The organism is Pseudomonas sp. SJZ079 (assembly GCF_007993865.1).
GTDB lineage: Bacteria > Pseudomonadota > Gammaproteobacteria > Pseudomonadales > Pseudomonadaceae > Aquipseudomonas.
Genome location: NZ_VIUH01000036.1, coordinates 1 through 12905, shown reverse-complemented (window position 1 = coordinate 12905; position 12905 = coordinate 1). Strand labels below are relative to the sequence as shown.

The following is a 12905-nucleotide window of genomic DNA, read 5'->3' as shown; positions in this document are numbered from 1 at the left end:
CAGCTCGCCCCAGGAGTGTGCGTTTAGGCCACGCATTGGGTAACAGCCTGGGCAAGCCGAGCGCAGTAGTTTTTCAGCGGCTTGCTAAGCGTCGCGCAGACGCTCGCGATACTGACTGGGAGACAGCCCGGTGAGGGCCTTGAACTGACGGCTGAAGGCGCTGTGATCGGTGTAGCCGCAGCGCAGGGCGATGTCGGTGATCGGCAGGTGGTCGGCCAGCAACTGCGAGGCCGCGCCCAGGCGCGCCTTGTGGATCATCTGCCGCGGGGTGAGCTGGAAGATGCGCTTGCAGTGGCGTTCCAGCTGGGCGACGGACAGGCCGGCGATGGCGGTGAGGTCTTTGAGGCTGATGGGCTGGGCGTAATGCTCGCGGATATGCGCGTCTACCGCGGCCAGTTTCTGGTAGGCCGGGTGGCTGGCTTGCGGGGCCTGCAGGTCGTAGGAGATGCCGGCCATGCCGATGATCACGCCCTGCGGGTCGCGCAGCGCCAGCTTATGAGTCAGGCACCATCCTGGTTGACGGCCGGGGTACAGGTGCAACTCCAGCTGGTCGCTGAGTGGGTCGCCGCCCTGCAATACGCGACGATCCTGCTCGGTGTAGAGCGGGCCGAAGCGTGAGGGAAACACCTGTTCGGCGGTCTGGCCCAGCAGCTCGTGGTGGCTGTGTACCGCGCAGCGTTGGCTCAGGGTCTGGTTGACCAGCACATAGCGGGCGGCGCTGTCCTTGATGAAGAACACCACGCCGGGCATGGCATCCAGCAGGGGAGAAATCTGTTGCAGGCTGCCGAGCAGCTCGGGCAGATCGCGCGGGGTGGGCAGCGGCAGGGGCAGCATGCAAGGAATCCAGGCGAGACGGGAAGCCCTCTACTCTAAGTCGGGCTGCACGGCGCTGGGAAGCGTCGAGACCTTGCCTGGAGTGGGGGCCGGCGCCGTGTCTGGTTCGTCGGCCAGGTGCAGCAGGGTTGCACAGCGCGCCGGGGAGAACGGCGGGCGCGGCGCCGGGGCCGGCCAGTCGAACAGAAATTGCGTCGCGCCGCCGCAGATGCGGCCCTGGCAGGCGCCCATGCCGCAGCGGCTGTGCAACTTGGCATCGACCCAGCAGTTGCGCCCGGCGAGGGCGGCATAAGGGACATCCTCGCAGCGGCAGACCAGGGTGTCCGCGGCGGCCAGCCGTTTGAGTCGCGGATCGAGGGCGAAGCTGCGTTCGAGTCGGTCGGCGAAGGCTTGCCAGTGCTGGCGCTGCGACCACAGCGCACGGGCCTTGGCCTGCGCGCCGATGGCGCTGTGGCCGGCGATGGCGCCTTCGATCAGGGCCAGTTCGCTGCCGCCGAAGCCGGTGCATTCACCCGCCGCATAGTGATCGCTCAGGCTGCAGGCTTGCCACTGATCGACGGCGATGGCCTGGCCGGCGATGCGGCAGCCCAGGGCCTGGCCCAACTGGGTGTTGGGCAGCAAACCGAAACCACAGGCCAGGCGCTCGCAGGGGATCTCCAGCACTTTACCGTTTTGCAGCAGACGCACAGCTTCCAGGCGTTCCTCGCCGAGCGCGGCCAGTACATGGCTGTTGCTGCGGTAGCTGGCATCGAACAGCTGCAAGGCCTGCAGCAACTTGCTCGGCCAGCGCGGCAACTGCAGGGCGAACCCGGCCAAGGCAGTGGGGGGCGCCTGTTCGGCGATGCGCAGCACTTGTGCGCCGGCATGTTTGGCGCTGGCGGCGCTAGCCAGCAACAGCGGGCCGCTGCCGGCGATCACCAGGCGTTCGCCGGCCACCGGCACGCCGCCCTTGATCAGCGCCTGCAGGCCGCCGGCGCCGGTGACGCCGGGCAGGGTCCAGCCGGGGAAGGGCAGCAGCAGCTCGCGCGCGCCGGTGCAGAGAATCAGCTTGGCGTAGCGTGCGCGCCAGGCGCGTTCGCCATCTTCCAGGAGCAACTGCTGCGGCCCGGCGATGGCGACCACTCGGGTCGAACTGAACAGCTGGATATTCTGCGCCGCCGCCAGTGCCGCGCGATGGCGTTGGGCATTGGCAGGCAGCTGGGCTTGCACGCCGTCGCGCCAGATCTGCCCGCCGGGGAGTGGGTTGTCGTCGATGACGCCAATGCGCAGGCCACTGGGGGCGGCCGCCAGGGCGGCGGACATGCCGGCGGGCCCGGCGCCGATGATCAGCAGGTCGAAATCTTCGCTCATGCGTGGGTCGCCACGCACATGCCGGGTTGGCACAGGGTCTGGCAGGCCAGGCGGCGCTGGCCGTCGATGTTGACCCGGCACTCCTGGCAGATGCCCATGCCGCATACCGGGGCGCGGCGGTGACCGCCGACCGAGGTGCGGCTGCTGCCGTCGCCGCCCAGATAGAGCGCGGCGGCTACCGTACTGCCCTCTGCGACACGCAGCGGAAGGCCATCGAGGCTGAGTTCGATCATGCACTGTGCTCCAGGGGCCGCGGCGTCGGCAGAAAGCGTCCCGGTAGATAGGGGGTGGGGTCGATGGCCGCGGGTTCCTTGAACAGGTGCGCGGCGAGCAATTGGGCGCTGCCCGGCGCGGTGGTGACGCCGAGCCCTTCGTGGCCGACCGCCAGCCACAGGCCGGGCTGCTGCGGATGCTCGCCGAGCAGCGGCAGGCCGTCCGGGGTGGCGGCACGGAAGCCGGTCCAGCTGCGGATGGCGTTGAGTTTGCCCAGCGCCGGCAGGTAATCCAGGGCGCGGCGCAGCATGCGCGCCAGCACCGGGCCTTCGACCTGCGGGTCGAGGCTGTCGAACTGGCGTGACGAACCGAGGAAAATCTGCCCGGTCGGCCGTGGCTGCGCATTGAAGGCCACCGAGGTGCCTGTGTTGGCGTGGGCGCTGGCGGCGTAGCCGAGCTCGACCAGCTGGTGCTGGATGCGTCCGGGGTAGCGGTCGGTGATCAGCAGATGGCCCTTCTTCGGCCGGATCGGCAACTCGGGGCACAACTCGCTGGCGTGGATGCCGTTGGCCAGCACCACGGCCTCGGCCGTCAGCCAGCGGCCATCGGCCAGGCGCACGCGGTTGCCGTCGATCTCGCTGACCTGATCCTGGCGCCGGGTGATGCGCGCGCCGCCCTGTTGCAGCAGCCAGCGCGCGGCATTCGGCGCGTAGAGGATGCTATCGCCGCCGACTTTCAGCGCGCCCAGCAGCCCCTTGCGCAGCATTGGCTCGGCTTGGCGCAGGGCGGCGCCGTCGAGCATCTGGCAGGCGATGCCCTGGGCACTGAGGGTTTCCCGCTTGTGTTCGGCGGCCTGCAGCTCCTCGCGGTTGGCGGCCAGCCACAGGGTGCCGCAGTTGCGGTAGGCGCAACCCGCATCGAGTTGCGGCGCCCACTGCCGCCACAGCTCGATGGAGTAGCGGCTCAGGGCCAGTTCCGCCGGGTTGTCGTCCATCGCCACCAGATGGCCCATGCCCACTGCCGTGGCGCCGCCGCGCTGGCTGTCCAGCACCAGCACGTCGAGGCCGCGGCGGGCGAACTCATGGGCGCAGGCGCTGCCGACTATGCCGGCACCGACGACGATGATCTCGGCATTCATGGACGAATGCCCCAGGCGAAAGGATCGTCGTCCTCCAGCAACAGGGTGGCCTCGGCACTGAGGTGGGCGCGACCGCGGATGGTCGGGACGATGCGCCCGTCGTCCTGCCACTCGTAGCTGGCCTCGAACTGGCTGCCGATCACGCTGGCCTGGCGCCACAGCGCACCGGGCGCCAGCTTGCCGTCGGCGGCCAGGCAGGCCAGCTTGGCGCTGGTGCCGGTGCCACAGGGCGAGCGGTCGTAGGCCTTGCCCGGACACAGCACGAAGTTGCGGCTGTCGGCTCGCAGCGAAGCTGCTGCGGGCTTCGCGCATGATGCTGCGTTAAGAGCAGGCTCAAAATGCTCATTTACGCCTTGTAAACTGCGCTGTTTCGCCTGCTCTTGCCTTGCCTCCTCTTCGCTCGCGACGCTTGGCTGCGAGCCGATCGGCGTTTCAGGATCGGCGAACAGCTCGATATGGTCGATCTCGCCGCCATCCTCGCCGCGGATGCCTTGCTGCCCCAGCGCCTGGCGCACCGCCCAGCAATAGGCGGTCAGCGCCTCTAGGTTGTCGCCGGCGACGCGCTGGCCGTGCTCGGCGATCAGGAAGAACCAGTTGCCACCCCAGGCGATATCGCCGCTGACCGTTCCCAGGCCCGGCACCTGCAGGCTGACCGCCTGACGGTAGCGGTAGGCGGGCACGTTGCGCACGCTCACCGAGCGATCCTCATGCAGGGTCGCCTCGACCATGCCGACCGGGGTTTCGATGCGGTGCAGGCCGGGCTGGATACGGCCGAGGTGAGCGAGGGAAATTATCAGGCCGATGGTGCCGTGGCCGCACATGCCCAGATAACCGCTGTTGTTGAAGAAGATCACCCCGGCACTGGCGCTGGGGTCCACTGGCGCGCAGAGCAGCGCGCCGACCAGTACGTCGCTGCCGCGCGGTTCGAGCATGCTGGCGGCGCGCCAGTCGTCGAAGCGTTCGGCCAGCAGCTGGCGGCGCTCGCTCATGCTACCGTGGCCCAGGTCCGGAAAACCGTCGAGCACCAGGCGGGTCGGTTCACCGCCGGTGTGTGAGTCGATGACGCGGATGCGTTTCATGGATGCCAACACCTGCACAGGAAAGGTCTGGACAAGACTGGCCGCTCAGGCGGCCTGCGGCTTGATGAGTTTCCCGTTGGCAGATGACGAAATCGGCATAGCTGCGCGCGAGCGAGCCTGACCCTGCATGGGTTCTTGAACCGAGCCAATGGCGTTGGGCAGTTGAGCCGTTGCCGTCGCCTTACTTGTGAGGGCGGCCGCCGGCTGTAGGGGGAGTTCCGGTGAGTTTGAAGCGACAGACCTGGCCGCCACGCACCATGCATTCGAGATGTTCCACGTCACCCTGGCCGAGGGCACCGATCAGGGCCAGATCGAGTTCGCAGACTTGCGGATGAGCCTCGGCCAGGTGGTGGAAGACGCAGTTGTGCGCGACTATTTCCTGCTCGCCAGAGGAGCGGAAAAATACCTCGGCCTCATACCCGGCCTGATTCATGTGCTCGACGATCCGCGCTTCACTCACCGCCTGCTGCTCCATGTCGGCGGCCATCCTGCGGCCTAGGCTGCGCATCAAGTTGACCAGGCTGTCGTGGCCGATGAGGGTCGCCACTTCGCCGATCAGCAGGTCCGCCAGCAGCTGGTATTGCCTGGGGAACAGCTCCCTGCCGGGCGGCGAGAGCAGGTACAGCTGCTCGGGACGACGACCGGTAGGGCGGGTTTCACCGCGCAGGATCAGGCTGTCACGTTCCAGCGCGGACAGATGCTGACGTATGGCTGTGCGCGTCACCGCCAAATGACTGGCCAGCTCGTCGATGCTCATGCCCGCCGGTTGGTACAGCAGCGCGCAGAGCAGGTCTTGCTGGGTACGGCCCATCCCTTGAAACATTCTGCGACCTCGTCATCTTCTGCAACCCAAAGGAGGGGCGCCGAGGCGCCCCGTTCAACTCAGAACTTGTCCGGGAACTGCTTGACCAGTGCCGCCGTCAAGGTGTCCGCGAGGACCAGCATGTGTTCGCGCATGGCCTGCCAGGTTCTCGCTTCCGCGGCGTAATCCTGCTTGCCCAACTGATCGATCTGGGCGATGTGGTGTCCACCGTGGGCGCTGAGCATGCTGACCAGGGTGGCTTCCGGCAAGTTCGGGTTGGCCGTGGCCAGAAATTGCGCAATAGCTTTGGCATTGCTGGTCAGTTCATCCACCGCGGCGCTCTTGCCTGCCGCTTGCTTCGCGAGCGCCGCGTCACTGTAGTGTTTCACTGCCCCCCAGTGTCCGGCCAGCAGTTTGAGTAACTGGTCTGCGGCTGGCTGACCGTATAAGGGCGCGATGCTATTGGCAATCGAAGTGGCATTGGCGACCACCTCGGTGGCAGCCGTCTCGGCCTGCTGGCGCTCACCCTGCTGGTTGGCGATGACGTAATTCCTGACCCAGAAAATATGCTCCACCCACAGGTCCCGCAACGCCAGGCGGGTATTCAGCGCGGCGGACTCCGACCCGGTAACCAGGGCGTGACCCTTATCCGCATCCACCTGGCTCCAGGCAGGTTGAACGCACAATGCAAACAGCAACAAAACCAATGTCCTGATGTTCATGGCAGTAGCCTCGAGTAGTGGATTGCCCTTTAAAAGTAGTTACGACATAAAAATATGTCAATATTAAAAATAAGTCAGTCGTGGTGCAGGCCATGAGTCGGCTCGAAGGATTCGCCTGGCTGCCTGATAGCCTTCCGGATGGGCGACTGAGATGGTCAGTGGCCGGGGCGAGCCCCCGGAGTGCCTACGCCGAGCAGGCTCGCAGCCGCGCGAAACTGGCTCCGTTGTGCAGCTGCTGATTCAATGAGTCGCTCGACGCAGAACAAGGCGCTGGTACTGAGCGATGACGGCCAGCCGTGCAGGCGACGACGGCCCCAGTCTGAGCTGCCCGGTTGTGTCAAAGCGCCCGGAGCGATCCACTCGCCAGAACGTCCAACGAATGCAGGGCGCACACGCAGATTTTCTGCCGATGCGCATGCCCTGAAGCATCCACAGCTAACCTTGTTCAAGGAGCCCTGAGCCTGTCCCGAGATTCCAGCACCGCGCCTAAGTGCGTAAGGTCGTTGCGACGGCTCTTTTCAACGCAGGAGCGCGGTGATGCAGAGATCGAGGTGTGCCGAACAGCGAATCCCCGTTGCAGTCTGGCCGGCGCAGACCGCAGGCGGGTTGCTTACGAGTGCCCGAGCCGTCTCCGCGTGGCGGGACAGGTGAACCTATGACAACCCCCGACGAGCAGCCGCTCGTGCAGCCTGCCCGTTCTCCTGACCCCAGCGCCAACAGCGTCGCCGAGGACACTGCCAGCGGCGCCGCGGCGGTCGAACGCGCGGCCAGTGCCCGTGGCGACCTCAGGGTGCTCGCCGAGCTGCTGCCCTACCTGCGGCCCTACCTCGGGCGCATCGCCCTGGCGCTGCTGCTGATCGTCGGTGCCAAGCTGGTCAACCTCTATGTGCCGGTCGCCCTCAAACAGATAGTCGATGGCTTGAATGTCCAACCCAGCCTGTTGCTGCTGCCGGTCGGCCTGCTGCTGGCCTACGGCGCGGCGCGCATCGGCGTCACCCTGTTCAACGAGCTGCGCCAGGTGGTGTTCGCCCGCGTGATGGCGCGGACCTCGCGCCAGGTCACCCTGAAAGTCTTCGGCCATCTGCTCGGCCTCAGCCTGAAGTTCCACCTGGATCGCCGCACCGGCGGCGTGGCCCGTGATGTGGAGCGCGGCGGCAGCGCGATCTCCGAGCTGCTCGACTGGACGCTCTACACCATAGTGCCGACCCTGCTCGAGGTACTGCTGGTGACGGCCGTGCTGGTCTGGGCCTACGACTGGGGCTTCGCCTTCATCACCCTGGGCACGCTGTTGGCCTACAGCCTGTGGACCCTGGCCGTGACCGAGTGGCGCACACGTTTCTACCGCGCCGCGGTGGAGGCCGATACCCGCGCCAACGAGCGCGCGGTGGACTCGCTGCTCAACTACGAGACGGTCAAGTACTTCAATAACGAGGCGCACGAGTCCGGGCGCTACGACCAGAGTCTGCGCCACCTGGAGAACGCCAAGGTCAAGTCAACCCAGTCGCTGGCACTGCTCAACCTCGGCCAGTCCGCGGTGATCGCCTGCGGCGTCAGTGCCATGATGTGGCGGGCCGCCGCGGGGGTGGTGGCTGGCGAGTTGAGCATCGGCGACCTGGTGCTGGTCAACGCCTATCTGCTGCAGCTGTCGGCTCCGCTATTCGTGCTGGGCATGATGTATCGCCAGGTCAAGCAGGCGCTGACCAATATGGAGCGGCTGTTCGGTCTGCTCGACCAGCGCCAGGATGTGCAGGACGCGCCGGGCGCCCAACCGCTGCTGGCCAGCCGTCCGCGGCTGCGTTTCGAGCAGGTGCACTTCGGCTATGACCCGCGCCGGGAGATCCTGCATGGTGTGAGTTTCGAGGTGCCGCCCGGCGGTACGGTGGCGGTGGTCGGCCATTCGGGCTCGGGCAAGTCGACCCTGGCACGCCTGCTGTACCGCTTCTACGACGTCGATGGCGGGCATATCCGCATCGACGGCCTGGATCTGCGCGAGCTGACCCAGGCCTCGCTGCGCGCCGCCATCGCCATCGTTCCGCAGGACACAGTGCTGTTCAACGACAGCATTTATTACAACATCGGCTACGGCCGTCCCGAGGCCAGCCGCGCGGAGGTCGAGGCGGCCGCCAGTGCCGCGCATATCCACGAGTTCATCGAGCGCCTGCCGGACGGTTACCAGACCCAGGTCGGCGAACGCGGCCTGAAACTGTCTGGCGGCGAGAAGCAGCGCGTGGCGATCGCCCGCGCCTTGCTGAAGAACCCGGCCATCCTGATCTTCGACGAGGCCACCTCGGCGCTGGACTCCAAATCGGAGAAGGCGATCCAGGCCGCGCTCGAGCGCATCCAGGTCGGCCGTACTACTCTGGTGATCGCCCATCGCCTGTCCACTGTGATGGAGGCCGATCGGATACTGGTGCTGGATGCCGGTCGTATCATCGAAAGCGGCAGCCACCGCGAGTTGCTGGCGGCCGGCGGCAGCTACGCGCAGATGTGGCGGTTGCAGCAGCAGGAACCGGCAATCGAACCATCGCCGCGGCCCGAGCCGCCGCGTTAAGGGCCTCGCGGGCTAGCCGCATGAGCAAGCATGCAGAAGGGTTGCGCGGGGACTTGTCTAATCCGTGGGAGGGCATAGGCTTGCTCAATCTCAACAGATCGGTGGTCGTCACAGGAGTGAGGTCGAGGGATGAACGAGGCGAAAAATGGGCCGCTGCCGGCAGTTGTCGAGGCGATCTACCGTGCGCAGTCGCGCCGCGTGCTGGCCACCCTGATCCGCCTGCTCGGCGACTTCGACCTGGCGGAAGAGGCGTTGCAGGACGCCTTTATCGCCGCCGTAGAACAATGGCCGCGTGCGGGCGTGCCGGAAAACCCGCGCGCCTGGCTGGTATCGGTTGGGCGCTTCAAGGCCATCGACAACCTGCGCCGGCGGGCCCGCTTCAACGCCTCGCTGGCGCAGATGGCGATGGAGCTGGACGATCGGCTGGATGCGCCACAGATGGATCAGGACGGCCTCGAGGACGACAGGCTGCGGCTGATCTTCACCTGTTGCCATCCGGCGCTGACCGCGGACGCCCAGGTCGCGCTGACATTGCGCGAAGTCTGCGACCTGACCACCGAAGAAATCGCCCGCGCCTTCCTCACGGCCACGCCCACCGTGGCGCAGCGGATAGTGCGGGCGAAGAACAAGATCCGCGATGCGCGCATCCCCTACGAGGTGCCGGTCCCCGCGGAGCTGCCAGAGCGCCTGGAGGCGGTGTTGCGGGTGGTCTATCTGGTGTTCAACGAGGGCTACTTCGCCTCGTCCGGCGACGCGCTGACGCGCAGCGAACTGTCCAACGAAGCGATTCGTCTCGGCCGGCTGCTGGTCGAGCAGCTCCCCGAGCCGGAGGCCGTGGGCCTGTTGGCGTTGATGCTGCTGCATGAGTCGCGGCGCCCGGCGCGCACCACGGCGGGCGGTGAGCCGGTGCTGCTGGACGAGCAGGATCGCGGCCTGTGGAACCGCGAGCTGATCGCTGAGGGCGAGGCGTTGGTGGAGCAGGCGCTACGCTCGCGCCGGTTCGGCCCCTACAGTCTGCAGGCGGCCATTGCCGCGTTGCATGCCGAGGCGCCGAGCGCCGCCGCGACCGATTGGGCGCAGATCGTCGGCCTCTACGATGTCTTGGTCCGTGTGACGGGCTCGCCGGTGGTGGAGCTGAACCGGGCGATGGCCGTGGCCATGTGCGACGGTCCCGAAGCGGGGCTTGCCCTGGTCGATGCGCTCCTGGCCCGCGGTGAACTGACCGATTACCACCTGGCCTATTCCGCGCGCGCCGATTTATCTCGACGCCTGGGACGCCTGGACGAGGCCCGCGTCGCTTACCGCAAGGCCCTCGAGCTGGCGCAGCTGGGCCCGGATCGACAGTTTCTCGAGCGACGCTTGGCTGAGTTGTCCGCCTGAGCGAGGGCCGTGATCGACCGTTCGTCGAAATTCAATCGGCCCGCTGCAGCGATGTCGATTGCCGGCGGCGCGGAACGACTAGTGATTATCCAGATGGATGACAACCGCATACGGAGACAGCCATGAAATACCTTTGCCTGGTCTACAGCAACGAACAAACCCTGCACAGCCTGCCGGAGAGTCCGCGGGACGAGGAGTGTCTGGCCTACAGCGAAGCGGTGCGCGAGAGCGGGCGGATGATCGCCGCCGAGGCGCTGGAATCGGTGCAGAGCGCGACCACCGTGCGCATGCGCAACGGCAAGCTATCGATCACCGATGGACCCTTCGCGGAGACCAAGGAGCAGTTGGCCGGCTTCTATTTGGTTGATGCCCGGGACTTGAACGAAGCCATCCAGATCGCCGGGCAAATCCCGGCCGCGCGGGTAGGCAGCATCGAAGTGCGCCCGGTGCGCACCTTGAACGTGCAACAACAGCAGCGCCACGCCTAGGCGCCGGCGATCGTCAGAGGAGAACCATCATGCCACTCGAAAGTGCCAAAACCACGGCCGAGGCCGAGGCCGAGGTCCGTGCCTTGCAGGAGCGTTGGGTACAGGCCGTTCGCGCCTTGGATATCGATGCCATCATGGCTTGTTACGCGGCCGATGTGGTCGCCTTCGATGCCATCGTCCAGCTGCAGTTCAAGGGTATCGAGGCGTACAGGAAGCATTGGCAATATTGCCTGACGCTGTGTGCGGGGCCGATGCTGTTCGAGATGGATCAAGTGCAGGTAATGACCGCCGCTGATCTGGCCTGTGCGCATTGGCTGTGCCGCTGCGGCGGCACGGATGAAACAGGCGAAGTGAAGGCATCCTGGATGCGCGCCAGCGCCAGCTACCGCAAGACGGACGCCGGCTGGAAAATCGTGCATGAGCACTTCTCGGCACCCTTCGAGATGGACAGCGGCAAGGCCTTGTTCGACCTCAAGCCCTAGCGCTGTCCGAGTTTGAGTGGTCGGAGGGCGGCTATTCACCTGAGCAGGAGCATCGACATGAGCGTTAAAGCGATACCCGACGGTTTTCACAGCATCACGCCCTACCTGGGGATCGAGCATGCGGCGGATGCCATCGAGTTCTACAAGCGCGCCTTTGGCGCAACCGAGCTGTTCCGTCTGCTGGCACCCAACGGTGCTGTTGGCCACGCCGAAATCAGGATCGGCGATTCGTCGCTCATGCTCGGCGAGCCCTGTGACAAGGGCCCGCTGTGCAGCTCGCAGTCGCAGCCAGGCGTATCGGTTGGCGTGCACCTGTATGTGGCCGATGTCGATGGGCAATTTGCCCAGGCGGTCGAGGCCGGCGCCAGGGTCATCAGCCCGGTGCAGGATCAATTCTATGGCGATCGCACCGGCACCCTGGAAGATCCCTTCGGGCATGTCTGGTTCATCGCCACCCACAAGGAAGACCTGTCAGTGGAGGAGATCGGCAGACGCGCCGAGGCGCTGTTCAGGGAGGGCGATGCCTGATAGCAGGCTCGGCGCCTCTCAGTTCGGCGTCAGGCGATTGGGCAGGTGCTCGTAGAGGGTGCGGCAGACGCCGATGATGTGTTGTTCGATCAGTTCGGCAGCCTTGTCGGCATCGCCCGCCCGGCAGGCCGCGAGGATCTCGCGGTGCTCATGGTCGGCGCGGTCCTTGCCCGCGGACAGGCTCATCTGCATGCGCAGGTAGCGTTCCACCTTGTCGTGGATGGAGCGAATCAGGTTGAGCAGGAAGGGGCGCTGCGCCGGTTCGTAGAGGCAGGCGTGCAGTGCCCAGTTCAGCTCGGCCCAACGGCCGATGTCGGTCTCGCCGATGAACTCCTCGCAGATGCGTTCGGCGCGGGCGAAGGTCGCTGCGCTCATGTTCGGTACGGCCAGGCGAATCGCCTGGACTTCCAGCAGCACCCGAACCTCGAAGATCTGCGCCAGCTCCGGCTCGGAGATCCTGGTCACCACCGCGCCCTTGTTGCGCTGGAATTGCACCAGCCCTTCGGCCTCCAGGCGCTTGAGGGCTTCGCGCACCGGGATCTTGCTGACATTGAAGCTGTGCGCGATGTCGTCCTGGCGGATCGGTTCATCCTCGGCGAAATGGCCGCCGATGATCGCGTCGCGCAGGTGCTTGGTGATGACTTCCGAGGCGGTCGGGGTGACGCCGAGGTTGGGGGCGCTGAAGGTCGGCAATGGCAAGGGAGTGGCCCCCGGTTGGTCAGTGATGGCGGATATTGTATACGAGGAATCGGGCGAATCGCGCCTCCTGATGTTTAGACCGTTCGCCAGGGTATGGGCCCGCGAGTCTGCCCAGCGTTGCTCTGCTGTCGAAGCGGTTGATGCGTTGAGCCTCGGGGCTCGCCAGAGGTACACTGCGGCCCCCGTGTGGCCTGGTTAGCTGGAGTGAACGATGCGTAAAGACAAGAAACAGGTGATTGGCGAAGAGATTGGTGACGAGCCGATCAAACTGTTCCTCGCCGTGGAACCGGCCGATGCCACGCCGCCGTCGTTGCATAAGCTGATCAAGGCCTATCGTGGCCTGCGCATCGACGATTTCGAGCGTTTTGTCGGCTTCTTCGTAGCCGCCGGTTACGACCTGGATGCCAAGGACGAGAAGGGCAACGACTTTATCGCCCTGATCCAGGATCAACGATCGGCAGAACCCTATATCGACGTGATCAAAACCGCCCGCGGTTGAGGTCTAAAGAAATAAAACTGCCCGCTTAGCTAGCGGGCTTTTTTATGGCTCTGTCCCAAAATTGTGTTGCAAGGACTAAGCTTTAAGGCAGACATCCGCTTGTGAGGTCTGCCCACCATGGATACTCAAGCCTTTCAGCG

At 65.7% G+C, this 12905-nt stretch carries 14 protein-coding genes and 1 pseudogene; 7 read left to right on the top strand and 8 right to left on the bottom strand.

Annotated elements, in window-relative coordinates:
- Positions 1–84: 84 nt before the first annotated feature.
- From FBY03_RS21480 to FBY03_RS23355, 5 genes and pseudogenes are all read right to left on the bottom strand, one after another.
- Positions 85–834, bottom strand: a complete 750-nt coding sequence (locus tag FBY03_RS21480; protein WP_178090749.1) for an AraC family transcriptional regulator — start codon at positions 832–834, stop codon at positions 85–87.
- 123 nt (positions 835–957) lie between these two features.
- A pseudogene (locus FBY03_RS21475) lies at positions 958–2184 on the bottom strand (FAD-dependent oxidoreductase); the annotation flags it as partial.
- The gene (locus tag FBY03_RS21470; protein WP_147174380.1) at positions 2181–2417 is read right to left on the bottom strand and encodes a (2Fe-2S)-binding protein; all 237 of its coding nucleotides are present in this window, start codon (positions 2415–2417) and stop codon (positions 2181–2183) included. The gene FBY03_RS21470 and the pseudogene FBY03_RS21475, both read right to left, overlap by 4 nt.
- Complete coding sequence (locus tag FBY03_RS21465) at positions 2414–3535, bottom strand: FAD-binding oxidoreductase (RefSeq protein ID WP_147174379.1); 1122 nt, start codon at positions 3533–3535, stop codon at positions 2414–2416. The genes FBY03_RS21470 and FBY03_RS21465 overlap by 4 nt, the downstream gene beginning before the upstream one ends.
- Positions 3532–4614, bottom strand: coding sequence for a proline racemase family protein (locus FBY03_RS23355; protein ID WP_256678018.1), 1083 nt, complete (start codon positions 4612–4614; stop codon positions 3532–3534). The genes FBY03_RS21465 and FBY03_RS23355 overlap by 4 nt, the downstream gene beginning before the upstream one ends.
- Here FBY03_RS23355 and FBY03_RS23350 point away from each other — a divergent pair.
- On the top strand, positions 4613–4735 hold the full coding sequence (locus FBY03_RS23350) for a hypothetical protein (protein WP_256678017.1): 123 nt from the start codon (positions 4613–4615) through the stop codon (positions 4733–4735). The two genes, FBY03_RS23355 and FBY03_RS23350, sit on opposite strands and share 2 nt — an antisense overlap.
- A 60-nt stretch (positions 4736–4795) precedes the next feature.
- Here FBY03_RS23350 and FBY03_RS21450 read toward each other — a convergent pair whose 3' ends face one another.
- Entirely contained in the window at positions 4796–5437 is a 642-nt protein-coding gene (locus FBY03_RS21450) for a metalloregulator ArsR/SmtB family transcription factor (protein ID WP_147174378.1), read from the bottom strand.
- 59 nt (positions 5438–5496) lie between these two features.
- A complete protein-coding gene (locus FBY03_RS21445; protein ID WP_147174377.1) occupies positions 5497–6138 on the bottom strand; it encodes a hypothetical protein in 642 nt (213 codons plus the stop codon).
- Between the two features lie 655 nt (positions 6139–6793).
- Between FBY03_RS21445 and FBY03_RS21440 the strand changes: the two genes are divergently transcribed.
- The 5 genes from FBY03_RS21440 (at position 6794) to FBY03_RS21420 (ending at position 11567) form a co-directional block, all read left to right on the top strand.
- Positions 6794–8689, top strand: coding sequence for an ABC transporter ATP-binding protein/permease (locus FBY03_RS21440; protein WP_147174376.1), 1896 nt, complete (start codon positions 6794–6796; stop codon positions 8687–8689).
- A 129-nt stretch (positions 8690–8818) separates the two neighbouring features.
- Entirely contained in the window at positions 8819–10069 is a 1251-nt protein-coding gene (locus tag FBY03_RS21435) for an RNA polymerase sigma factor (protein WP_147174375.1), read from the top strand.
- A gap of 122 nt (positions 10070–10191) precedes the next feature.
- Positions 10192–10557, top strand: coding sequence for a YciI family protein (locus FBY03_RS21430; RefSeq protein ID WP_147174374.1), 366 nt, complete (start codon positions 10192–10194; stop codon positions 10555–10557).
- Between the two features lie 29 nt (positions 10558–10586).
- Complete coding sequence (locus FBY03_RS21425) at positions 10587–11039, top strand: nuclear transport factor 2 family protein (RefSeq protein ID WP_147174373.1); 453 nt, start codon at positions 10587–10589, stop codon at positions 11037–11039.
- A 57-nt stretch (positions 11040–11096) separates the two neighbouring features.
- Positions 11097–11567 carry a VOC family protein gene (locus FBY03_RS21420; protein WP_147174372.1) on the top strand — a complete coding sequence of 157 codons (471 nt, stop codon included), beginning with the start codon at positions 11097–11099 and terminating at the stop codon, positions 11565–11567.
- A gap of 18 nt (positions 11568–11585) precedes the next feature.
- Here the strand turns inward: FBY03_RS21420 and FBY03_RS21415 are convergent, their stop codons facing one another.
- Positions 11586–12260, bottom strand: a complete 675-nt coding sequence (locus tag FBY03_RS21415) for a GntR family transcriptional regulator (RefSeq protein WP_147174407.1) — start codon at positions 12258–12260, stop codon at positions 11586–11588.
- 217 nt (positions 12261–12477) lie between these two features.
- Here FBY03_RS21415 and FBY03_RS21410 point away from each other — a divergent pair, with 217 nt between their 5' ends.
- On the top strand, positions 12478–12765 hold the full coding sequence (locus FBY03_RS21410; RefSeq protein ID WP_147174371.1) for a PA4642 family protein: 288 nt from the start codon (positions 12478–12480) through the stop codon (positions 12763–12765).
- The last annotated feature ends 140 nt before the right edge of the window (positions 12766–12905 follow it).